Raw genomic sequence first — 21,108 nt, forward strand, 5'->3', positions numbered from 1 at the left:
CGGCATACCGGCTCGTGCGGTGACATTTGCCGTGACGTTGCCGCATCAGACTTCGTACCGCACCGCATGCGCTTCGGTGGGCAGCGGCGGATCCCAGCGCGGCAGCATCGCCTCGAGCGCGCGGTTCGTCAGCGACGTGTCGCGCCGCGCGTTACGGCGCAACAGCTCCGCGCGCGGCTGCTCGAGATAGACGAGCGTCACGTCGGCGCCGTACGCGAACAGCAGGTCGAGCGTCTTCTTGCGCATCAGTGGCGACAGGTTCGTCGCGTTCCACACGAACGGCCGCTTCTCCCGCAACAGTGCCTTCGCGGCGTCGACCGCACGGTGCGCGACGGCGCCCTCGTTTTGGCCATGGCGCAGCCCCAATGCATCGCGTGCATCGTCGAACGACACGACGGGCAGGTCCGGATGATGCCGCGCGACCCATGTGTTCTTGCCCGACGCGGGCAGGCCCGACATCACGACGACCCGCGAGCCCGGCGTGCGGAACAGCGGATAGTCGGGATGCACGTCCGCGCCGCGAAAGTAGCTGAGCGCGGTGTGCGCATCGGCGAACGCGCGCGGCTGGCCATAACACCCCTCTTCCCGCGCCAGTTCGCGCAACAGTTCGATGTTGTCGAGCACGCGCTGCGTATCGCTGCAGATGCGCCCGCGCATATCGGCTTCGGCGAGCAGGCACAGCAGCGGCAGGCTCACCTGCCACGACAGTTCGCGCGCGATGAACTCGGGCGTGCCGCGGCGCGACCCGCTCATCGCGAAGAACGGCACCTGGTGCACGGCGATCATCCGGCAGATCGCCTCGCGCACCGCGAACGGCACGCCGGCATCCCACAGCGCGATACGCGCATCGATCGCTCCCTTGCGCGAGTGGCCGGGATGACCGATCGCGCCGGTGACGGGATCGACGATCGTCGTGCGGTACTTCGCGATGTCGTGCAGCAGCGCGGCCAGGAACACGATTTCCTGGTCGGCGCGCGATGCGGCCTGATAACCGGGCAACGCGAGCAGCGCATCGATCACCATCGTCGTATGCGTCCACACGTCGCCTTCGCCGTGGTGTGCCGGCTCCTGCGGTGTCGTTTTCGCCTGTTCGAGCGCGGGAAATGCCGCGACGCATGCGCGGTAGTCCGGCTGCCGTCCGGGCGCGGGCACGAGTGCCTGTAGTTCTTCGTACTTCATGATCAAGACTCCTCTCGAAACGGCGCACGGTCGTTCCGTATTCATGGGTGCGCGCGCGTCGCGGCGATCGATCGCCACGTGACCGTCGGCCGCGGCGCATACAGGTCGACATCCGGCGCGAGCAGGTTCGGGATGAACGGCTGCTCCGAGTGATGGCGCGCCGATTCGAGAATCGCCTGCACGAAATCGTGGCGGACCCACTTCAGGCGCGCGGTCGTCGTGTCGTCCGTCTCGACCTTCACGTAGAGCCCTTCCGCGCGCGCCGACTTGTCGCACTGCTGCCATGCGCGTGCGAGGTCGAGCCCCTGCCGCCGCACCGTTTCCTCGAACGCGCTACGCCAGTCCGGCGTCTTCGCGAGCGACGGGCCGAGCAGTGCCTTCAGGTCGGCGAGCCGCGCCGGGGCGATGCCTTCGTACAGCACGGGCACCGACAGCACGGGCCCGTCGGCAAGCAGCGCGCGACGCGCGCACGTCGACAGGAAACGGCCCGTCGTGCGGTCGAACACGTCGAATTCGAAGAAGTGATGCGGCAGCGCGTCGTAGAACACTGCGTGCTTCTTGCTCATCGTCTCGCCGTACATCACGTAGCGATCGCCGAGGCGGTCGAGCAGCCAGCCTGCATGGGTGGCGGCCCACGTCTTCACGAAACCGAACTGCCGCTCGCGGCCGCCGCCGGCCAGATAGTGGCCGCGCGACTGCAGCAGCAGTTCGCCCGCCGGGCCGAAGCTGATGCCCGTGTTCGCGCCGTCGAGCTTTTCCTCGACGACGATGTGTGCGCCCGCGAGGGTGCGATAGGGAACGTGTTCGCGACCTTCGTCGCCGTCCTGCAGGCGCGAGCCTTCGAGATGCGGCGTGCGCGGGTAGCGGGCGAGGTCGAGCGATTGCGCGTATGCGCGAAAATCCAGCGTCATGGTCTTTCTCCGGAAACAGGGGAAAAAGCCGACGACGTGAACGAACGGTCTGGTGTGCGTTGCGGTGTCAGTGCTTGTCCGGGCGCGTTCCTGCAGTCGACGTTCCGGCGCCGCGAGGCGGGCGGAAACGGGCAGGACGACACGCGGCCGGGACGGCAGTCGTCGGCGTATCAGGCGAAGGGACGAATGTTTGCGGGCACTTGGATCACCGGTTCGATGAGGGTTCAGGGATGAAGCAGGCGGATGCTACGAAACGGCTTTTGCACTGTCAAGCGCTGTCGGAACCCGCTGATGCAGCCGCCTGCATGCGTTGAGTGCCTGCTGTGGCGTGCCGCACGCGCCATCGGCACGAACATTGTCAGGATGTCTATATGTGTGTTTTTAGCCACATCGGGCGACGATTCAATGGGCAGCGCCGTGCTGCCCGCTTGCTGCGCCCGCTGCGTGCATGCTAGAGTCGCCGCCATTCCGATCAACCCCTCACTCGCAAGGAGAAGAACATCATGACGTCACGCCAACGCTCCTCCCGTCGCGGGTCGTAGTCCGGGTTTTTCGCGTCCGTCCGTTTCATCGTACACGCCACGCAGCAGCACACCGTATCGCCGTCACGGCGATGAGCCGGGTCGTTCCGATCCGGTCGTGCCGCCCTCTTCCCGACTTCCGATGTCGGGCAGCGCATTCGAGCGCTGCCTGCGCCATGGCCCGCCGTTCTACCTTTTCATCGAACGGAAACCTCCATGGGCAATTCCATGCAATACCTGGGCGAGCGCGTCACCTTGTGCGCTTGCGCCACCACCTGGATCGAAGGTGAGGCCATCCGGCAGCTCGAACACGCTGCCACCCTCCCCGGCATGCGGCGTGTCGCCGGCATGCCCGATCTTCACCCCGGACGCGGCTACCCGGTCGGCGCCGCGTTCTTTTCGACGGGCCGGCTGTACCCGGCGCTGATCGGCGGCGATATCGGCTGCGGAATGGCGCTGTGGCAAACCGCGCTCGATGCGCGGCGCGTCAGCGCGTCGAAGCTCGCGAGCCGGCTCGGCTCGATCGACACCACGCCCGATACAAGCTGGCAGCCGCTCATCGCGGCCGCCGGGTTCGCGGATCACGCGTTCGCGGCATCGCTCGGCACGATCGGCAGCGGCAATCATTTCGCGGAAGCGCAGCGGATCGACGCGGTGTACTACGCCGATGCCGTCCAGGCGCTCGGCCTCGATCACGACCGCCTGCTGCTGCTCGTGCACAGCGGGTCGCGCGGTTTCGGCCAGTCGATCCTCGAACAGCACATGCGCGAGCACGGCTACAACGGGCTCGACGACACGGATGCCGCATGCACGGCATACCTTGCGCGCCACGACGCGGCGTTGCGCTACGCGATCGCGAATCGCGACCTGATCGCGCGGCGCATGCTGGCGCGCTGGCGCAGCGACGGCCGGTGCGTGCTCGACGTGAACCACAACCTGGTGAGCCGCGCGCGCGTCGACGGCGAGCCCGGCTGGCTGCATCGCAAAGGTGCGACGCCGGCCGATGCGGGGCCGGTCGTGATTCCCGGGTCGCGCGGCGACTACAGCTATCTCGTCGCCCCCGTGCGGCCCGACGATGCGGCCAGCCTCGCGTCGCTTGCACACGGCGCGGGCCGCAAGTGGGCGCGCGGCGATTGCAAGGGGCGTCTCGAACGGCGCTTCACCCCGTCGCAGCTCACGCGTACGCCGCTCGGCAGCCACGTCGTCTGCGAAGACCGCGAACTGCTGTACGAGGAAGCACCGCAGGCCTACAAGCCGATCGACAGCGTCGTCGACGCGCTCGAGGCGGCCGGCCTGCTGCGCAAGCTCGCGCGGCTCGCGCCGGTGCTGACCTACAAGACGTCCGGGGAGGCAGGCCGATGCTGATGCAGATTTCTTCGGCACACGGGCCGCTGGAGTGCCAGCTCGCCGCGGCCAATGCGTTGCGGCGCCTGCAGGCGGAAGCCGATGCGCAGCGCGTCGTCGTCACGGTGCTCGATGTGCAACCGGGCGAACGGCCCGGCACGTTGCGCTCGGCGCTGCTCGATCTCGACGGTGCCGGCGCGCAGGCGCTGGCGGACCGCTGGACGGGCACGCTGCAATGGATTTGCGCGAGCCCGTACCGGTTGCGCCATCCGCGCAAGAACTGGTTCATCGGTGTCACGCGCTGCGCCGACGCGCAGCCGCTGCCGGATGGCGACGTGCGGTTCGAAGCGATGCGCGCACGCGGGCCGGGCGGCCAGCACGTGAACAAGACGAGCTCGGCGATTCGTGCGACCCATGTCGCGACCGGCCTGTCGGTGCGCGTGGAAAGCGAGCGCAGCCAGCACGCGAACAAGCGCCTCGCGCTGCAGTTGCTGCAGGTTCGACTGCAGCAGGAAGCCGACCGTCACGCGTCCGACGCGCGCCGGCAGCGGCGGATGCAGCACTTTGCGCTCGAGCGCGGCAACCCCGTGCGCGTGTTTCACGGGGCGGCGTTCGTGCCGGCCGACTGAGCATGACGGCCCGGCTGCCGGCGGTTGTTTCGCCGGCAGTCGGGCAACGGGCCTCATGGTTTTCCCGGCCAGCCGGTTGCGTGAGCGCGCCGGCGGTTCCGGTGCGCGACCGCACGCCACGCAGGCTGCACGGGCCTCACGCGCGGATGCCGGCTGTCGCGTGTTCCGCACCCTTTCTGCGCGGGAAAGGACGCTTGAAACATCCGCAATTATCACGTGCCGCGGATTTGCCCACCATGTGCCGGACGATCGGTACAGCCCGCCTGTCCGGCCCTTTCAACGGGCTTGCGGTGCCTGCCGCCACGTCGTGCGACCGGATGCATCGCGCCGGTCGCGAACGGCCGGGCCTCGCGCCACGGCGTACCGATAATCAGGAGACACGATGAACAGCCATTCCCTCGATCTCGGCGGCGACGCGGGCGAACCCGCGCCCGCACGACCTGCGGCCGCCGCCGGCACGGGCGCCGCCGCGTCGGCCCTCCCCGCCCGCCGCGTCACGCTCGGCGATTTCATGGACGACCTGCCGGTTGGCGCATTGCACCGGTTCGTCGTCTGGGTGATCGGCATCGGGCTGTTTTTCGACATGTACGAGATCTTCCTCGTCAGCACGATCGGTTCCGCGTTGCAGAACGAATACGGGCTGAGCCGGCAGAGCACCGATTTCAAGCTACTGCTGGCCTCGGCGTTCATCGGCATGTTCGTCGGCGCGATGTGCCTCGGCAGCCTCGCCGACCGCATCGGCCGGCGCAAGGCCTTCCTGCTGACGCTCACGTGGTACAGCGCGTTCTCGCTGGTCGGCGCGTTTTCCGTGAACGCCGACATGCTCGTCGCGTGCCGGTTCCTGACCGGCATCGGCGTCGGCGCGATCTATCCGGTTGCCGACAGCTTCCTGTCCGAGATCCTGCCGAAGGAAAAGCGCGGGCGGCTCGCCGCGTGGGCCTATACGACTTCCTATGTCGCGGTGCCGCTCGTCGGTTTCCTCGCGCTGTGGCTGAATCCGCTGCACGTGGGCGGTGTGGCCGGCTGGCGCATCATCCTCGCGATCGGCAGCCTCGGCGCGGTGTACGTGCTGTTAGTCCGGCACCGGCTGCCGGAAAGCCCGCGCTGGCTGCTCGCGCAGGGCCGCACCGCCGATGCATACGCGGCATTGCGGCGCTTCGCGGAGGGCACCGGCGTGCGCGTGCCCGAGCAATTCGCGGAACCGGTCGAGCCGCAACGGCCGCTCGGGCTCGGCGAGCGTATCGCGCTGCTGCGGCGCGAACCGTACGGCGCGCGCTACCTGATGCTCGCGATCTTTCATCTGTTCCAGGGCTTCGGCTATTACGGCTTCGGCACGCTGGCCGGCACGGTCGTGAAGAGCCGCGGCTTCGACGTGACGGATAGTACGCTGTTCATCGCGCTGTCGTTCATCGGCTATCCGGTCGGCTCGCTGCTGTCGATTCCGCTGCTCAACTGGATCGAGCGCCGCACGCTCGTGATTGCGTCGATCCTGTCGATCGCGGCGTTCGGGCTGTGCTTCGCGTACTCGGGCCAAACCGTGCTGATCGTCGGCTTCGGGTTCCTGACGACCTGCGCGTCGAACGTGTTCAGCAACGCGTATCACGTGTACCAGGCGGAGATCTTTCCGGCGCGCGTGCGCTCGACGGCGATCGGCAGTACCTATGCGCTGTCGCGCATCGTCAGCGGTGCGCTGCCGTTCGTGTTGCTGCCGGTGCTCGGCGGTTACGGCGCGGGCGCGATGTTCGGCGTGATCTCGGTTGCGCTCGGCATTGTCGCCGTCACGCTGCGCGTGCTCGGGCCGCTGACGACGCGGCGCAGCCAGGACGAAATCAATCCGGTTTGAGCGTGTGTCGATGCGGGGCGCGGGAACGCGCTCACGCATCGTTCCTGATGCTTCGCGGATGGCCGGGCTATCGGTCGCCCGGCGGCCCACGGCAGACGGTCGCATCTTCCGCGCACGGTCACGGTTACGGCCGCGGTCACGCAACGCCCGCGTGCGCCGACCGCTGGCGGGCGAAATCCGAAGCGGGATGCCCGGCGATCGACGGTTGCGCCCTTCACTGCGCGCCGTCGCGGCAAGGGCCCTGCGAGGCCATGTCCGCTCGGGAAACGACGACCGTGAATTCGATCCCGGATTCAAAATCCAGTGTCATGGTCGAGAAGCGCGGATCGTCATCGAGATAGTGCTTGTACGGTCGAACGGCGTCCTCGGCCGTGTACATGTTGTCGGCCAGGACGATCGACCCCGGGCGCAGCAGGCGCTCGATCTGCCTGAACAACTTCAGGTAGGCGTCGGCCCAGACGTCGATGAATACCATGTCGAAGTGCCCGTCCAGCTCGGCAACGGTCTCGAATACGTCGCCCTCCCGGATGTCGACATGGGCGTCCAGGCCCGCCGTGCCGACGTGATCGCGCAAACGGGCGCACTTGAGCGGGTCGCGCTCGGTCGCGACGACCACGCCACGGCCCAACGTGCGCAGTGCCTCGGCGAAATACAGCGTGGACACGCCGCACGAGCTGCCGAGTTCGAGGATGCGGGCCGGCCGTTGCGAGAGCACCATGTTGCGCAAGAACCCGCCCGTTTCCGGCGACACGGCCAACGATAGCCGGCTGCCTTCCGGGGATTCGAAGTCGTCGGTGAACAGCCCGAACGTTTCGAGAAACCGCCCCCGCAGACGGGGGGCGATCGCTTCGTATTCCTCTGCTAACGACAGAAGCTCCTCGTTCGATCCCAGGAACTGCGCGCGGGCGCGGGCGATGATTTCGGTCCGGCTCTCTTCGTGGAGCCGTCGCAGAAGAACGGCGGTAGGTGAAGCCATGTGCGTTCCTTGACGAGATTGATCACGTCGACGATGTATTCGGCGGCGCCTCTTCCGCCAGGGTTTCGGCGCGGTCGCTCGATATCGGCGACATGCGGAGGTTGTCATGCGATTCGGGCGAGCGTGATGGCGCGCTCGGGGCACGCGGTCACACACAGTCCGCATGACCGGCACGCATGCGCGTTCGGCGTGTAGGCGACTTCCATGCCGTGCACGCGCAGCTTCAGGCGATGCATCAGGCCGAGGCCGACGTAATCGGCCGGGTCGATGCGTCTGACCTCGAACACGTTTTCAGGGCAAACCGCGACGCAATCCCCTTTGCCTTCGCAACGCTTCAGATCGACGACCGGCGCGATCACGCCCGGTTGCTGTTTGCAGTCGCCCGTGGATTTTTCGCGCACGTTCACGCTCCCGAGGGCCGGTCGTCGCCGGAGCGCCACGCGTTGCGGAAATGCTCGCGTTCCTCGGGCGTCATCGATTCCCACTTGCGCCAGTGGCGCCGGCCGCGCCAGCCGTGGTGTCCGCGGAATCCGCCGAACAGGATGCGGCTCAACACGAGCAGGCCCAGCGCCCGGGCGAAATCGATCGTACGGGCACCGACGAACAGCGCCGGCATCACCCAGTTCCACAACATCATGACGACCCATCCGAGCACGCCTATGGCAATCAACGCGAGCACCGCCTTGCCCGCACATCTGATTCGAAAATTCATTTGTCGACTCCTCTAGGGTCTGTTTACATATGGAACGCACATGCGTTGCCACGAGAACGGCCGCTCGCGAGGCGCGTGACGCCGCGAATACTGACGTATTCGCAAGGAGCGCAACGCGGCGAGCGGCCGTTCTCGTGGCAACCCCTAATTAAAAAATTCATTCCACGGGAATGCCCGAAATCGCCCGTATGGCGGCGTCGCTCGTCGCTTGTCCCCCAAGGGGACTTCCTGCGGGGCGTTTGGCTCGGCCAAACGGCGCTCCTCACTTCTTGCCCTACGCCCCGGAGGAAGTCCCCTTGGGGGACGAGCGATTTCGGGCATTCGCATGTGCGTTCCATATGTAAACAGACCCTAGATATTGTCCAGTTCGTCATGAATGAGCTGCAGTCGTGCACGCAGATGCAAGACCGCATAGCGTTTGCGCGCGAGCAGCGTATTGAGCGCAACGCCGCTTTGCGTGGCCATCTCCTTGAAGGAACGGCCCTCCAGTTCGTGCGCGATAAATACCTCGCGCTGATTCGCCGGCAGCTCGTCGAGCGCATCCTGCAAGGCTTCGAGCAGGAGCGTGCGCGCGTAGACTGCTTCGGGGCCGGCATCATGCGCCGGCAGCACGAAATCCAGGCGGTACTCGCTGTCCGCGTCGTCGTCGACCTCGGACAGATCCGTCAGCGGCTGCTCCTTCTTCTTGCGAAAGCGGTCGACGATACGGTTGCGCGCCGCGCGGAACAGCCACGCGCTCACCTGTTCGATCGGCGCCGGAAGCCGGTAGGCCTGGACGAATTCGTGAAACACGTCCTGAAGGATGTCCTCGGCATCGTCCGGGTCGCGAATCCGACGCCGGATGAAGCTCACCAGCCTCGTTCGTTCACGCATCACTATCGCGGTGATGTCGCGGTCTGGGTCGGTCATGTGCGTGAAGTGGGTGGCGATTCCATGCACCTGAAGACGTTTCAGGCGCGGGAATATTGTGTCGAGTGTGAAAAATGACTGCTCAACGGGGCGGCTTCAAGGGAGAGATCGGTTACACCGCCCGTCCAGCGGGCAGCAATTGGTCCGGCCCGACGGTCATCGCCGACACGAGCGGGAACGGTGTAACGATAGTGCAAGGAACGAACCCGCGACGACAAGGCGAAGCATGCGCTTCGCGGCGACGAAGTGTGCGGGCGGCAGGCACGGGCGTTGCCGAGGCGAGACAGGAACGCGCGTGCCGTGCTCGCGACTGTCGGCTGCATCCGGGCGGTACTACGCGCCGGCTGTTCGCGGTCGTCGGCCGGTCGGTCTGGCGCGGCTGCTACGAATGGCTTCCCACAACGGCATCGGCTTCCCGCAGCGGCGAGCCGAACGTGCCCCGACGATCGCCCTTCCCCGAAGCCGCACCGCGACAATTCCCGCCAGCTCGCAGGCCGGCCTCAACGCGCCGACATGAAATCGAACAGCTTCGCGATATCGGTCGTCAGCACCGTTCCGGCCTTCACGCCGACCCAAAGCGTGCGCGTCGCCCACGCATCGTCGAGCTTCACGACCCCGAGCCGCGCCGCGCGCTCGCCGGTCACCGCGTCGCGCGGCAGGATGCCGATCCCGAGCCCCGCCTCGATCATCCGGCTCACGCCGTCGAAATTCGATACCTGGATCCGCAGCTTCAGCGAGCGCTCGACCGCGAACGCGGCGTCGGTCATGCGCGCGAGCAGCGAACTGCCGTCGCTGAGCCCGACGTAGTCCTCGTCGAGCGTGTCCGCGAAGCGGATGCTGTCGCGCGCGGCGAACCGGTGCGTGCGCGGCACGAGCAGCACGAGTTCGTCGCGGCGGTACAGCCTTCGTTCGATACCGGGCGCCGGCACGTTGTCGGCGAACACGCCGAGATCGGCCTTGCCGGACGCGAGCGCGTCGACGATCTCGTGGCTCAAACGCTCCTCGAGGCTGACCTTGATACCCGGATTGTCGGTGAGGAACGCCGCGAGATCGGCGGGCAGGAACTGGACGATCGCGGACGTGTTGGTCCACACATGGATGTGGCCACGCACGCCGGCGACGTAGTCGCTCATCTCGTGCGCCATCCGGTTGACCTGCTCGATCACCTTCGCCGCATGGTCGAGGAGCGCGCGGCCCGCGGGCGTCAGCTCGACACCGCGCGCATGCCGGACGAACAGCGCGCTGCCCGTCACGCTTTCGAGCTCGGCGATGCGCTTGCTGACCGCGGACAGCGTGAGCTGGCCATGCTCGGCCGCTTTCGTCAGGCTGCCGTGCTCGGCGACGAGCGCGAACACGCGCAGCGATTGCAGATCGAAATGAAGCGGATTCACCATGTCGTGGGTCCTGGGTAGGCCAGGCCGGCGCTTGCCGTCAGCACGGCGGCCTGACGCCGATCATACGCCCGGCCGACCCCGCGCGATACGGTGCGGTACGGTGCAAAACAGCGCCTAGCGCGGCGCGATCGACTTCAACGCGGCGAGCATCGCACCGTCCGGCTTCGCGAGATCGTCGAGCACGTCGAAGTGCCGCATGCCGGGGAGCCCGACGTGGACGATCCGTTCGCCTGCCGCTTCGCATGCCGTCGCATAGTCGCGTGCCTGCCGGACGAGTTCGGGCAGCTCGGCATCGCCGACCGCAACGACCGTCGGTGCGCCGGGCCCGACATGGCGCAACGGGCTGTACGCGTCGACTTCGCGCGCGCTGAGCTGCAGCTTGTCGTTCAGGACGCACAGCGAGATCGGTTCGAGATCGACGAGCGGGCTGATCGCGAGCGCCGACACGACGGCCGGATGCGCGCGGTACACGGCCGTCAGGTGGCCGCCCGCCGAATGGCCGCTCAGGTGAATCGGCCGCCCGGCGGTACCGATTGCGTCGGGGTCGTTCGCCAGGTAGTCGAGCAGCGCGCCGATCTCGCCGACGATGTCGGTCATCGTCGCGACCGGCGCCAGCGTGTATTCGGCGAGTATCACGTCGAAACCGCGCGCGAGCGGCCCGCTCGCCGCGTACGCGAAATCCTCTTTCGCGCAGTGCTGCCAGTAGCCGCCATGAATGAACACGAACAGCGGCGCATCGGGCCGACCGCACGACAGCCAGTCGAATCGCTGCGCGGGCTGCGCACCGTAACGCAGGTCGCGCCGGCCGCGCGTCGTGTCGTAGAGCGCCGCGCTGCGCGCCTGCATCGACGCCAGCAGCGCAGGGAAATCGGGTACCACCTTCGTGTTCAGATAGGCGGCGTCGAGTGCCGCGCGGTCCATGCCGCGATAGAGGATCGTCATCGGAATCGTATGGGTCGGGTTGCGGAAGCGCGGACGCAGGCGTCGCGTCCGGTGCGAAGGCGGCCTCTCAGTCGCCGAAGCACGCATTATCCGCAGCGCGGCACGGGCCGGCTATCCGGAATCGGCGAGCGCGGAAACCGGCTGTCCGTTTTCGGCGGCAGATCGACGCGGCATGCGTTCGCACCGGTACGATCCGGGCCGCATGCGCGATGGCACGAGATGCCCGCCGGTCGGCTCGAATCAGATCAGCTCGGAGATCTCGATCAGGTTCAGGTCGGGATCGCGCACGTAGACCGAGCGGATCTTCTGCGTCGCGCCCGTGCGTTCGACAGGCCCTTCGACGATCGGCCATTCGACGCGCTTCAGGTGCGCGATCACGTCGTCGAGCGGCACCGACGCGATGAAGCACAGGTCGAGCGCGCCGGGCACCGGCACATGCGCTTTCGGTTCGAACTCCGCGCCGCGCACGTGCAGGTTGATCTTCTGGTTGCCGAAGCGGAACGCGATCCGGCCGGCTCCGAAGGTTTCGAGCTGCATCTGCAGCACCTCGGTGTAGAAATGCGTTGTCCGGTCGGGATCGACGCAGGTCAGCACGAGATGGTCGAGGTGGTCAATCAGCGCCATGAGGTTCGCTCCGGTTGGTCGTTCACGAGAAAGCGCGTTGCGCGGGCATGTCGCCGGCGTCCGCGCGCGGTGGCGGATGAAGGTCCGAGCGGCGCCCGGCCTTCAGGATCTGGCTCGGCACGTCATGGCCGATCAGCGCGGGCAGCCGCGCCGACGCGACCAGCACGGCCGCGAGATCGACGCCCGTATCGTAGCCGTCGAGTTCGAGCATGTGCACGAGTTCCTCGGTGCACGCGTTGCCGGTCGCGCCCGGCGCGTACGGGCAGCCGCCGAGGCCGCCGAGCGACGCATCGAAGCGGTCGATCCCGGCGTCGAGTGCCGCGAGCGTGTTCGCGAGCGCCATCCCGCGTGTGTTGTGGAAGTGCAGCGTGAGCTGCAGCGCGCCGAAGCGCTCGCGTGCACGTGCCGACAGTTCGCGCACTTGCGACGGAAACGCCATGCCCGTCGTATCGCACAGCGTGAAGCCGTGCACGCCGAGATCCGCGAAGCGCTGCATCCACGCGAGCACGCTCTCGGGCGCGACGTCCCCTTCCATCGGGCAGCCCATCGCGGTCGACAGCGAGACGTTGATGGCGACACCCGTGCCGCGTACCGCGTCGATCACGTCGCGCAGCTGTGCGAACGATTGCTCGCGCGTCATCCGCAGGTTCGCGCGGTTGTGGCTTTCGCTCGTCGACATCACGAGGTTCACTTCGTCGATGCCGCACGACAGCGCGCGCTCGGCGCCGCGCACGTTCGGCACGAGCACCGTGTAGACGACGCCCGGTGCGCGCGCGATGCCGTGCATCACGGCCTCGGCGTCGCGCAACGCGGGGATCGCCTTCGGCGACGTGAACGACGTGACCTCGATCTTCGCGTAGCCGCAGGCGCTCAGCGCGTCGACGAGCGCGATCTTGTCGTCGGTGTCGACGAATGCCGCTTCGTTCTGGAAACCGTCGCGCGTCGCGACTTCGTGGATGTAGAGCCGTGTGCGTTGCCCGCTCATGTCGTCGTCTCCTGGTTCGGGTTCAGATCACGCCGCGCGTGCGCCAGTCGCCGCGCGTGGCCGCATCGATGCCGAGCGCTTCGAGTGCCGCGTCGGTATCCGCGCCCAGCGCGGGCGCCGGGCGCTCGATGCGCCCGGGCGTCGCACCGAGCTTCGGCACGATGCCGGGCACGAGCACGGGCGTCCCGTCGGGCAGCGCGGCATCGACGAGCATGTCGCGCGCGCGGTAATGCGGATCGGCGGCGATATCGGCCACGTCGTAGATGCGCCCGGACGGGATGCGTGCGTCGTTCAAGGCGGCCAGCACGGCGTCGAGATCGTGCCGTGCGCTCCACGCGCCGATCGCCGCGTCGATACGTTCGACCTGCGCGACGCGCCCGTCGTTGTGCGCGAGCGCGGGATCGTTGCCGAGATCGGGCCGGCCGATCAGCTCCATCAGGCGCCGGAAGATGCTGTCGCCGTTCCCGGCGATCAGTGCGTACCGGCCGTCGCGGCAGCGATACGCGTTGGTCGGCGCGATGCCGGGCAGGCTGCTGCCGGCCGCCTCGCGCACGGCACCGAACGCCGAGTATTCGGGCAGCAGGCTTTCCATCATGTTGAATACCGACTCGTACAGCGCGACATCGACGACCTGCCCCTTGCCGCCCTGCTGCTCGCGATGCCGCAGCGCGAGCAGCACGCCAATCACGCCGTGCAGCGCCGACAGCGAATCGCCGAGCGAGATGCCGACGCGCACCGGCGTGCGGCCCGGCTCGCCGGTCAGGTGCCGCAGGCCGCCCATCGCCTCGGCGATCACGCCGAAGCCGGGACGGTCGCGGTACGGGCCCGTCTGGCCGAAGCCCGACACGCGCAGCATCACGAGTCCCGGGTTGATCGCGGACAGCGCGTCCCAGCCGAGCCCCCAGCCCTCGAGCGTGCCGGGCCGGAAGTTCTCGATCAGCACGTCGGTTTCCGCGACGAGGCGGCGCACGACGTCCTGCCCTTCGGGCGTGCGCAGGTCGAGCGTCAGCGAGCGCTTGTTGCGCGACTGCGCGGCCCACCAGACCGACGTGCCGTCGTGCAGCAGCCGCCATTTGCGCAGCGGGTCGCCGAGCGCGGGCGGCTCGACCTTGAGCACGTCCGCACCGAATTCGGCGAGCATCCTGCCCGCGAACGGGCCGGCGATCAGTTGTCCGAGTTCCAGCACGCGGATGCCGTCGAGGGGGCGTGTCATGGCTGTCTCCGATGAAAGCGTGTTGTCGATGACGGCGATCATGACGGCGTTCCCGCCCGGCGAAAATCGATCGATGCTCAACCAGCCTTTCCGAAACGGAAAGGCGTGCGCCGCGGCCGTTCACATATGCGGTGCGCCAGTCTTTCCATCCGGGAAAGCGCACTGGCGCAACGGTCAAACGACGGCCCGCGCGCCGCCGGCAGAATCGAACCCGTTCCGCGCCCGCCCCGGGCGCCTGCCAGCGAGGCCCGCCATGTTTTCCGTTTCCTCTCCCGCGAATATCGTGTTCCTCGACCGCGCGACGCTGTCGCCGCAAACCGTGCTGAAGCCGTTCCCGTTTCCGCACGCGTTGTGCACGTTCGAGCGGACGGCCGCGCACGAGGTCGCTTCGCGCATCGGCGACGCGGACATCGTCGTGACCAACAAGGTGCGGCTCGACGCGGCGGCGCTTGCCGGCGCGCGGCGCCTGCGGATGATCGCGATCGCCGCGACGGGCACCGACATCGTCGATCTCGACGCGTGTGCCGCGCACGGCATCGTCGTGAGCAACATTCGCGGGTATGCGGCCCGCACGGTGCCCGAGCACACGTTCGCGCTGATCTTCGCGCTGCGCCGCAGCCTCGTCGCGTACCGCGACGCGGTGCGTGCGGGGCGCTGGCTCGACAGCGGGCAGTTCTGCTTCTTCGATCATCCGATTCGCGACCTGGCCGGCGCGACGCTCGGGATCGTCGGCGACGGCGTGCTCGGGCGCGCGGTGGCCGGCATCGCGCGCGCGCTCGACATGCGGGTACGGTTCGCCGCGCACGGCGATGCGTCGGGGGACGACTACGCGCCGCTCGACACGCTGCTTCGGGACAGCGACGTGATCACGCTGCACTGTCCGCTCACGCCCGCGACGCGACACCTGATCGACGCGGCCGCGTTCGCGCGGATGGCGCGCCGGCCGCTGCTGATCAATACCGCGCGCGGCGGGCTCGTGGATGAAAACGCGCTCGTCGACGCATTGCAGTCGGGGCAGATCGCGGGCGCGGGGTTCGACGTGGTTACGCAGGAGCCGCTGCCGGCAGCGCATCCGTTCCACGCGATCCTGTCGCATCCGGCCTTCATCCTGACGCCGCACGTCGCGTGGGCGAGCGACGAGGCGATGCAGGCGCTCGCCGATCAGCTCGTCGACAATGTCGCCGCGTTCGTCGACGGCGTTCCGACGCATGTGGTGTGATGCGCAGCCGCGGGGATCGTTTCGACGGCCCTACGAGAAAAGCCCCGCTCGATTGCTCGAAGCGGGGCTTTGGATTGGGAGTTGCTTACGCCAGTGACCCGGCACGTAGCGGGTTTGTGCATCCACCCTGTCCTGCAGCGGGTTTCTGAATGCGTGACGAGCGCTACGTCAGGGAACTCGGGCCGCCGATGCGGCAGGGCCGCTCTGGCGCTGGTCGGGCCCCGCACTGGAACTCGCCGGCTTTGGCTGCGGCGCACCACCCGGCGCGCTGATCCCGACCCGAATGCGCGCGTTTCAGTAAGCGGACATCTCGACGCAAGGATCGACCTTGGACGGCGAGCAGATGACCGAATACTTGGCGCTTTCGCGCATCAGCGCTTCGCCTTCGTGCAGCGCGATCTTGATCTCGGGATGACGCTCGTACGCGAGGAATGCCGAGCACACGACCGCGGACATCACGACGAGGGAAAACACAAATTTTTCAAGGGTTTGGAAACGTTCAGGCATGGTTCGACCTATCACTTAGGCCGTGATTATATCTCGAAATAAGGGTTTTCCCTATAAGCCGGCCCGCATACCGAGGATGCATTCGGTCGCGCGCGGACGCGATGCTCGCGCCCTTTTTCCCTGCCAGTCCGCGCGTGAGTGTCGGTCGAACAGGATGGGGCGACCGGTTGCGGGGTTCGCGCCGTACCAGCGCTGCCGGTAACCGTGTCCGGCCTCCGGGCCGGTCGCGGGCGCCGCCCCGCCGCTGCGCCAGCCCCGGTGCATCCGTCGATGCGCTCGCGGGCAATCGGTCGGTGGCGTGAAGTCGGCGGAAGGCGCGGCGCGGCGTTCGGGCGCGACAGGCCGCGTATTACCGGAGGAAAACGCCCCGCCCGTCGCTCTCGCAGGTCACCGCGTCACTGCGGCGCCGACGCGCCGCTTGCCGCATTGCCGGGCCATGCCTTGCCGATCTGGTCGACCAGCGATTTCGCAGTGCCCGTCACGATCGCCGCGTCGACGCCGGACGTCTGCCACGAGCCGTCGGCGGCCTTCACGAAGGTCAGGTTCGCGCGCGACGGCTTGTAGTCGGTATTGCGCCACGTGACCACGACGTCGCACGAGTAGGTTCGATCGCCGACCTTCTTGCAGTCGCCGTCGGGCTTCGCCGACACGACATCGGCCGAGACGGGCAGCGGCTGGCCGAACAGCGCGTTCAGCCCGCCGTGGTTTTCCGCCTCGAGCGCGCGGCGCACGGCGGCATCGACGTCGCCCGATCCGGGGCCGTCGTGGAGCAGGTTGCAGGCGGCCAGGAGGGTCGATGCACCGGCGAGTGTCAGCAGCGTCTGGAACTTCATGGATATCCGTTATCGGGTGAACGCCGCGTAGTCTGCAACGTCCGCGTATCGTGCGCGGTATCCATTTGTAACCAATTGCACGGGCGCGATCGCCCCTCCGCTTCTCCCTCGCCTGCTGACGCGCCTACTGCCGCTCCTGCTTCACGCGGCTCACGAGCTGCGTCGGGCTCACGAACTGCAGCGCGATGACCACCCATACGAGCGTGATGGCCATGTAGATCATCGCCATCGCGTCGATCGACTGCGGCGCGCGCACGCCGGTCGAGAACACCGCGTAATACAGCGCGACGACGAGCGTCTGCGTGCTCGGCCCCGCGGTGAAGAAGGTCAGCTCGAACATCCCGATCGTGCGCACCAGCACGAGCAGCCCCGCCGCGAGCATGCCGGGCACGAGCAGCGGCAGCAGCACATGGCGGAAATAGCGCCACGTGTTCGCGCCGAAGATGCGCGCGGCGGCTTCGAGATTCGGATCGATCTGCTCGATGAACGGCGTCATCACGAGGATCACGAACGGCAGCGCCGGCACGAGGTTCGCGAGGATCACGCCGGGCAGCGTGCCCGCGAGCCCGACCTTGTACATCACGGTGGCCATCGGGATCCCGTACGTGACGGGCGGCACCATCAGCGGCAGCAGGAACACCAGCAGCGCGAAGCGCTTGCCGCGAAACTGCACGCGCGCGAGCGCATAGGCGGCCGGCACGCCGAGCGCGATCGACAGCAGCACGACCGCGCCGACGACCTCGACGGTCACCCACAGCACGCTCGCGAGCTGGAAGTCCGCCCACGCCTTCGCGTACCAGTGCAGCGTGAAGCCCTGCGGCAGCGGCGTGCCGAACCAGCGTGTCGCGACCGAGTTCACCGCGACGGTCGCGATCAGCAGCATCACGTTCAGCAGGAAGAACGCCATCAGCCCCCAGACGAGCGCGTGCCACGCACGGCCGGCGAGATGGCCTGCCATCTTCCGCGGTTTCCTCGCGTCGGCGGGCCTCACGTCGGGCGGGTCGGGTGCGTCGTGCTTCGGCGGCCACGCGCGGGTGGCATGATTGTCGGTCGCCATCAGCCCTTGCCCCCCGTCACCGCGCCGGTATAGAAGAAGCGGCGCGCGCCGAGCATCGACGCGACCACCAGCAGCTGCACGAAACCCATCACGATCGCGATCGCCGATGCGAGCGAATAGTCGTAGCTCTCGAACGCCGCTTCCGCCGCCGCGATCGAGATCACGCGCGTGGGCCCGGCCGGCGCGCCGAGCAGCACGGCCGACGGGAACACCGAGAACGCCTGCACGAACGACAGGCACGCGGCCATCGTGAGCCCGGGCACGAGCAGCGGCAGGTAGATCCGCCGGAACTGCTGCCACGGGTTCGCGCCGAGCGTCGCCGCCGCGCGCGCGAGTGTCGGGTCGATGCCGCTGATGTACGAGAGCATCAGCAGGAACGCGAACGGAAAACCCGACACGATCAGCGACAGCAGCACGCCCCAGTAGTTGTGCGTGAGACGCACTTCGTCGGTGTACAGGTGCAGCCCCTGCAACGCCTGCGGGAACCAGCCGTTCGGCCCGAAATACGTGAGCATCCCGTCGGCGACGAGCACCGTGCCGAGCGTGACGGGAATCACGAGCAGCGTCGTGACGAACTTCTGGTACGGCGAATTACGGCGCAGCGCGAACGCGACGGGCACCGCGACGCCGACGTTGAGCAGTGTCGCCGGCACCGCCAGCTTCAGCGTGACGAGCACCGTGGGCCACATCGCGGTGTCGGTGAAGAACTGCACGTAGTTCGCGAGCGCGCCGCCGGCGTTCATCGGCTGGAACGACAGCACGAGACCGTATGCGAACGGATAGATGAACAGCGCGACGATGAACGCGAGTGCGGGTGTGACGAGCCAGGCTTTCGCGTCGCGCGGTGTGCCGCCGGCCGGGAGCGTGCTCACGCGGCCTCCCGGTGGCGCGTTGCGGCGCACGCGATGCGGCGGCCGTTCATCGCGCGTCTCCCGCATAGACGAGCGTGCGCGACGGCGCAACACATAACCGCAAATGCTCGCCCTCCGCGAATTCGCCGGCCACGCGCGCCCAGATCGGGCCGAACGGCGTGGCCGCACGGATCAGCGAATCGCGGCCGCCGTATTCGACCGTTTCGACGGTCGCGTCGAATGCGTTGCCTGCGCCGTCTGCCGCGCGCTCGATGTCGTCGGGGCGCAGCGCGACCGCGACGTCCTTCGCATCGAAGCCGGCCATCGGCACGCCCGTGAGCCGCACGCCTGCGGCGCTGACGTTGACGTGGCCGCCGGCCATCCCGTCGAGCGTGAACGGGAGCACGTTGCGATAACCCATGAAACGCGCGACGTGCAGGTTGTGCGGGCGCGTGTAGACGTCCTTCGGCGTCGCGACCTGCTGTACGACACCCTCCTTCATCACGACGATGCGGTCGGCCATCGACAGCGCCTCGTCCTGGTCGTGCGTCACGTAGATCGTCGCGCGTTCGAGCTGCGTGTGGATGCGGCGGATCTCGGCGCGCATCTCGATGCGCAGCTTCGTGTCGAGGTTCGACAGCGGTTCGTCCATCAGCACGAGCGGCGGCTCGATGACGATCGCGCGTGCGATCGCGACGCGCTGCTGCTGCCCGCCCGACAACTGCCCGGGCAGCTTGCCCTCATGCCCGACGAGCTGCACGAGTTCGAGCGCCTGCTGCGCGCGCCGCCGCGTTTCCTGCTTCGGCACGCCGCGCATCTTGAGGCCGAAGCCGACGTTGTCGAGCACCGACAGGTGCGGAAACAGCGCGTAGTTCTGGAACACCATCCCGAAGCCGCGGCGCTCGGGCGGCAGCACGTCGATGCGCGTGTCGTCGAGCCAGATGCCGCCGCTCGTGAGCGGCTGCAGCCCCGCGATGCAGTTCAGCGCGGTCGACTTGCCGCAGCCCGACGGGCCGAGCAGCGCGATGAACTCGCCGCGCCGGATCTCGAGATCGAGCCCGTTCAGCGCGGCGACCTGCGCACCTTCCGCATTGGTGAAGCTGCGGCTGACGCCATCGAGCCGCAGCCGTTCGAAACTCTGCTTCATTGCGCGAACTCCATCGACGCGGGCGCCGCGGCGCCCGCCGGCCCATGCGTCACTTCGACTTCTGCGAACCGATCTCGCGATCCCACTTCTGGAATGCGGCGACCATCGCCTGCGCGCTGAGCGGCTGCACGTGCGGGCGATCCGCCAGCAGCTTCGCGTATTCGGGGCGGCCGAACTTGCGGATCACTTCCTGGCTGTGCGCGGGCGCCATCTCAAGCGTCACGCCCTTCACCGCCGGGCCCGGATAGAAGTAACCGTCGTCGTAGGTCATCGCCTGCTGCGCCGGTTCGAGCAGGAAGTTCATCAGCTTGAACAGCACGTCGAGCTTGTCCTTCGGCACGCCCTTCGGGATCACCATGTAGTGCGCATCGTTGACCCACGTCATGTTGTCGAACGCCTGGACCCGGAACTCGGCCGGCACGATGCCGAGCGCACGCGGGTTGAGGTCCCAGCCGGTGACGGTCACGGTCATGTCGCGCGTGCCTTCGCCGAGCTCCTTCATCACCGCCGACGTGCCGCCCGGGTAGTACGGGACGCAGTCGTTGAGCTGCTTCAGGAACGCCCAGGTCTTGTCCCAGCCGTTGATCGGGTCCTGCGGGTTCTTGTCGCCGAGCACGTACGGCAGCCCCATCAGGAACGTGCGGCCGGGGCCCGAGTTCGCCGGGCGCGCGTAGATCAGCTTGTTCGGGTGCGCCTTGCACCACGCGAGCAACTGATCGGGTGTTTTCGGCGGGTCGCTGACCTTCGCCGGGTTGTATTCGAGCAGCGGGCCGGCCGGCATGTAGGTGACTTCGAGGCCGAAGCCCTGTGCGAGGTCCTGCATCTTGCGCGGGCCGGGTGCGTACCTGTCGAGCACGCCGGGGAATGCGCCCGCGTTGTCGGGCAGCACCTTCAGCCACAGGTTCTGCTCGATGCCGGCGGCGAGCGCGTCGGTGCCCGTCAGCACGAGGTCGATGTCGGCGCGCCCCGCCGCCTGCATCGCCTTGATCTTGCCCGGCAGCTGCGGCGCCGGCGCGTTCGTGAACGTGACGCTCGACACGAGGGTCGGGTTCTTGTCCCTGAAGGCTTCGATGGCCTTCTGCGTGAGTTGCAGGTTGCCCGCGACATCGACGATGTTCAGCGATACGGGGGCGGCAACGGCTGCCGCGGCCGACAGCGTGAAGCCCACGGCGAGTGCGATCCGGCGGACACGGCGAGCGATCGTGGTGGCGTTCATGTCTCCTCACTTCGGTCGGTGGATGGGACCTTTCTTTTCAGGAAATCATGACGGCGTTATACGATGTCGGTCAACAAAAAACCGAGGTAGCCGGGG

21 protein-coding genes are annotated in these 21,108 nt (G+C 67.7%); 4 read left to right on the top strand and 17 right to left on the bottom strand.

Going from position 1 to position 21,108, the window contains the following annotated elements; genetic code table 11:
* Window positions 1–45: 45 nt before the first annotated feature.
* Window positions 46–1,179, bottom strand: coding sequence for an AAA family ATPase (locus ABY44_RS08115; protein ID WP_060172347.1), 1,134 nt, complete (start codon window positions 1,177–1,179; stop codon window positions 46–48).
* A 41-nt stretch (window positions 1,180–1,220) separates the two neighbouring features.
* A complete protein-coding gene (locus ABY44_RS08120; protein WP_060172269.1) occupies window positions 1,221–2,090 on the bottom strand; it encodes an RNA ligase family protein in 870 nt (289 codons plus the stop codon).
* A 737-nt stretch (window positions 2,091–2,827) separates the two neighbouring features.
* Here ABY44_RS08120 and ABY44_RS08125 point away from each other — a divergent pair.
* The 3 genes from ABY44_RS08125 (at window position 2,828) to ABY44_RS08135 (ending at window position 6,427) form a co-directional block, all read left to right on the top strand.
* Window positions 2,828–3,976, top strand: coding sequence for an RNA ligase RtcB family protein (locus ABY44_RS08125; RefSeq protein ID WP_060172266.1), 1,149 nt, complete (start codon window positions 2,828–2,830; stop codon window positions 3,974–3,976).
* Complete coding sequence (gene prfH, locus ABY44_RS08130) at window positions 3,970–4,584, top strand: peptide chain release factor H (protein WP_021159612.1); 615 nt, start codon at window positions 3,970–3,972, stop codon at window positions 4,582–4,584. The genes ABY44_RS08125 and prfH overlap by 7 nt, the downstream gene beginning before the upstream one ends.
* Before the next feature lie 382 nt (window positions 4,585–4,966).
* A complete protein-coding gene (locus ABY44_RS08135) occupies window positions 4,967–6,427 on the top strand; it encodes an MFS transporter (protein ID WP_060172264.1) in 1,461 nt (486 codons plus the stop codon).
* 214 nt (window positions 6,428–6,641) lie between these two features.
* On the opposite strand, the gene ABY44_RS08140 is transcribed toward ABY44_RS08135, so the two are convergent.
* The 9 genes from ABY44_RS08140 to ABY44_RS08180 all read right to left on the bottom strand — a co-directional run bounded on the left by ABY44_RS08140 (window position 6,642) and on the right by ABY44_RS08180 (window position 14,182).
* Window positions 6,642–7,403, bottom strand: coding sequence for an O-methyltransferase (locus tag ABY44_RS08140; protein WP_059700292.1), 762 nt, complete (start codon window positions 7,401–7,403; stop codon window positions 6,642–6,644).
* A gap of 104 nt (window positions 7,404–7,507) precedes the next feature.
* The gene (locus ABY44_RS08145) at window positions 7,508–7,804 is read right to left on the bottom strand and encodes a 4Fe-4S dicluster domain-containing protein (protein WP_059700385.1); all 297 of its coding nucleotides are present in this window, start codon (window positions 7,802–7,804) and stop codon (window positions 7,508–7,510) included.
* 2 nt (window positions 7,805–7,806) lie between these two features.
* A complete protein-coding gene (locus ABY44_RS08150) occupies window positions 7,807–8,115 on the bottom strand; it encodes a hypothetical protein (RefSeq protein WP_027787384.1) in 309 nt (102 codons plus the stop codon).
* A gap of 351 nt (window positions 8,116–8,466) precedes the next feature.
* Window positions 8,467–9,024 carry an RNA polymerase sigma factor gene (locus ABY44_RS08155; protein WP_060172262.1) on the bottom strand — a complete coding sequence of 186 codons (558 nt, stop codon included), beginning with the start codon at window positions 9,022–9,024 and terminating at the stop codon, window positions 8,467–8,469.
* A gap of 500 nt (window positions 9,025–9,524) precedes the next feature.
* Window positions 9,525–10,418, bottom strand: coding sequence for a LysR family transcriptional regulator (locus ABY44_RS08160; protein ID WP_021159618.1), 894 nt, complete (start codon window positions 10,416–10,418; stop codon window positions 9,525–9,527).
* Window positions 10,419–10,532: 114 nt separating this feature from the next.
* Complete coding sequence (locus ABY44_RS08165; RefSeq protein WP_060172260.1) at window positions 10,533–11,360, bottom strand: alpha/beta hydrolase; 828 nt, start codon at window positions 11,358–11,360, stop codon at window positions 10,533–10,535.
* Window positions 11,361–11,600: 240 nt separating this feature from the next.
* Window positions 11,601–11,984 carry a VOC family protein gene (locus tag ABY44_RS08170; RefSeq protein ID WP_059588273.1) on the bottom strand — a complete coding sequence of 128 codons (384 nt, stop codon included), beginning with the start codon at window positions 11,982–11,984 and terminating at the stop codon, window positions 11,601–11,603.
* A 22-nt stretch (window positions 11,985–12,006) separates the two neighbouring features.
* On the bottom strand, window positions 12,007–12,969 hold the full coding sequence (locus ABY44_RS08175; RefSeq protein ID WP_060172258.1) for a hydroxymethylglutaryl-CoA lyase: 963 nt from the start codon (window positions 12,967–12,969) through the stop codon (window positions 12,007–12,009).
* Between the two features lie 22 nt (window positions 12,970–12,991).
* Entirely contained in the window at window positions 12,992–14,182 is a 1,191-nt protein-coding gene (locus tag ABY44_RS08180) for a CaiB/BaiF CoA transferase family protein (RefSeq protein WP_060172346.1), read from the bottom strand.
* Window positions 14,183–14,435: 253 nt separating this feature from the next.
* Between ABY44_RS08180 and ABY44_RS08185 the strand changes: the two genes are divergently transcribed.
* Entirely contained in the window at window positions 14,436–15,401 is a 966-nt protein-coding gene (locus ABY44_RS08185) for a D-2-hydroxyacid dehydrogenase (RefSeq protein WP_060172256.1), read from the top strand.
* Window positions 15,402–15,695: 294 nt separating this feature from the next.
* On the opposite strand, the gene ABY44_RS08190 is transcribed toward ABY44_RS08185, so the two are convergent.
* The 6 genes from ABY44_RS08190 to ABY44_RS08215 all read right to left on the bottom strand — a co-directional run bounded on the left by ABY44_RS08190 (window position 15,696) and on the right by ABY44_RS08215 (window position 21,012).
* A complete protein-coding gene (locus tag ABY44_RS08190; RefSeq protein WP_006497261.1) occupies window positions 15,696–15,908 on the bottom strand; it encodes a hypothetical protein in 213 nt (70 codons plus the stop codon).
* Window positions 15,909–16,303: 395 nt separating this feature from the next.
* Window positions 16,304–16,741 (bottom strand): hypothetical protein, encoded by a 438-nt coding sequence (locus ABY44_RS08195; RefSeq protein WP_021159623.1) that lies wholly within the window; start codon window positions 16,739–16,741, stop codon window positions 16,304–16,306.
* A 124-nt stretch (window positions 16,742–16,865) separates the two neighbouring features.
* Window positions 16,866–17,798 carry an ABC transporter permease gene (locus tag ABY44_RS08200; protein ID WP_060172254.1) on the bottom strand — a complete coding sequence of 311 codons (933 nt, stop codon included), beginning with the start codon at window positions 17,796–17,798 and terminating at the stop codon, window positions 16,866–16,868.
* On the bottom strand, window positions 17,798–18,670 hold the full coding sequence (locus ABY44_RS08205; RefSeq protein ID WP_060172344.1) for an ABC transporter permease: 873 nt from the start codon (window positions 18,668–18,670) through the stop codon (window positions 17,798–17,800). The genes ABY44_RS08200 and ABY44_RS08205 overlap by 1 nt, the downstream gene beginning before the upstream one ends.
* 46 nt (window positions 18,671–18,716) lie before the next feature.
* Window positions 18,717–19,796 carry an ABC transporter ATP-binding protein gene (locus ABY44_RS08210; RefSeq protein ID WP_027787393.1) on the bottom strand — a complete coding sequence of 360 codons (1,080 nt, stop codon included), beginning with the start codon at window positions 19,794–19,796 and terminating at the stop codon, window positions 18,717–18,719.
* A gap of 49 nt (window positions 19,797–19,845) precedes the next feature.
* Window positions 19,846–21,012 carry an extracellular solute-binding protein gene (locus ABY44_RS08215; protein ID WP_027787394.1) on the bottom strand — a complete coding sequence of 389 codons (1,167 nt, stop codon included), beginning with the start codon at window positions 21,010–21,012 and terminating at the stop codon, window positions 19,846–19,848.
* Window positions 21,013–21,108: the final 96 nt, after the last annotated feature.

The organism is Burkholderia sp. ZZQ-2 (assembly GCF_050768715.1).
GTDB lineage: Bacteria > Pseudomonadota > Gammaproteobacteria > Burkholderiales > Burkholderiaceae > Burkholderia > Burkholderia cepacia.

Excerpts from the sequence above, each read along its gene's own strand:
- ABY44_RS08195 (WP_021159623.1), bottom strand. The coding sequence starts at position 16,741 with ATGAAGTTCCAGACGCTGCTGACACTCGCCGGTGCATCGACCCTCCTG.
- ABY44_RS08185 (WP_060172256.1), top strand. The coding sequence starts at position 14,436 with ATGTTTTCCGTTTCCTCTCCCGCGAATATCGTGTTCCTCGACCGCGCG.
- ABY44_RS08140 (WP_059700292.1), bottom strand. The coding sequence starts at position 7,403 with ATGGCTTCACCTACCGCCGTTCTTCTGCGACGGCTCCACGAAGAGAGC.
- ABY44_RS08165 (WP_060172260.1), bottom strand. The coding sequence starts at position 11,360 with ATGACGATCCTCTATCGCGGCATGGACCGCGCGGCACTCGACGCCGCC.
- ABY44_RS08190 (WP_006497261.1), bottom strand. The coding sequence starts at position 15,908 with ATGCCTGAACGTTTCCAAACCCTTGAAAAATTTGTGTTTTCCCTCGTC.
- prfH (WP_021159612.1), top strand. The coding sequence starts at position 3,970 with ATGCTGATGCAGATTTCTTCGGCACACGGGCCGCTGGAGTGCCAGCTC.
- ABY44_RS08200 (WP_060172254.1), bottom strand. The coding sequence starts at position 17,798 with ATGGCGACCGACAATCATGCCACCCGCGCGTGGCCGCCGAAGCACGAC.
- ABY44_RS08155 (WP_060172262.1), bottom strand. The coding sequence starts at position 9,024 with ATGACCGACCCAGACCGCGACATCACCGCGATAGTGATGCGTGAACGA.
- ABY44_RS08175 (WP_060172258.1), bottom strand. The coding sequence starts at position 12,969 with ATGAGCGGGCAACGCACACGGCTCTACATCCACGAAGTCGCGACGCGC.
- ABY44_RS08170 (WP_059588273.1), bottom strand. The coding sequence starts at position 11,984 with ATGGCGCTGATTGACCACCTCGACCATCTCGTGCTGACCTGCGTCGAT.
- ABY44_RS08120 (WP_060172269.1), bottom strand. The coding sequence starts at position 2,090 with ATGACGCTGGATTTTCGCGCATACGCGCAATCGCTCGACCTCGCCCGC.
- ABY44_RS08180 (WP_060172346.1), bottom strand. The coding sequence starts at position 14,182 with ATGACACGCCCCCTCGACGGCATCCGCGTGCTGGAACTCGGACAACTG.
- ABY44_RS08160 (WP_021159618.1), bottom strand. The coding sequence starts at position 10,418 with ATGGTGAATCCGCTTCATTTCGATCTGCAATCGCTGCGCGTGTTCGCG.
- ABY44_RS08125 (WP_060172266.1), top strand. The coding sequence starts at position 2,828 with ATGGGCAATTCCATGCAATACCTGGGCGAGCGCGTCACCTTGTGCGCT.
- ABY44_RS08135 (WP_060172264.1), top strand. The coding sequence starts at position 4,967 with ATGAACAGCCATTCCCTCGATCTCGGCGGCGACGCGGGCGAACCCGCG.
- ABY44_RS08115 (WP_060172347.1), bottom strand. The coding sequence starts at position 1,179 with ATGAAGTACGAAGAACTACAGGCACTCGTGCCCGCGCCCGGACGGCAG.
- ABY44_RS08210 (WP_027787393.1), bottom strand. The coding sequence starts at position 19,796 with ATGAAGCAGAGTTTCGAACGGCTGCGGCTCGATGGCGTCAGCCGCAGC.
- ABY44_RS08150 (WP_027787384.1), bottom strand. The coding sequence starts at position 8,115 with ATGAATTTTCGAATCAGATGTGCGGGCAAGGCGGTGCTCGCGTTGATT.
- ABY44_RS08215 (WP_027787394.1), bottom strand. The coding sequence starts at position 21,012 with ATGAACGCCACCACGATCGCTCGCCGTGTCCGCCGGATCGCACTCGCC.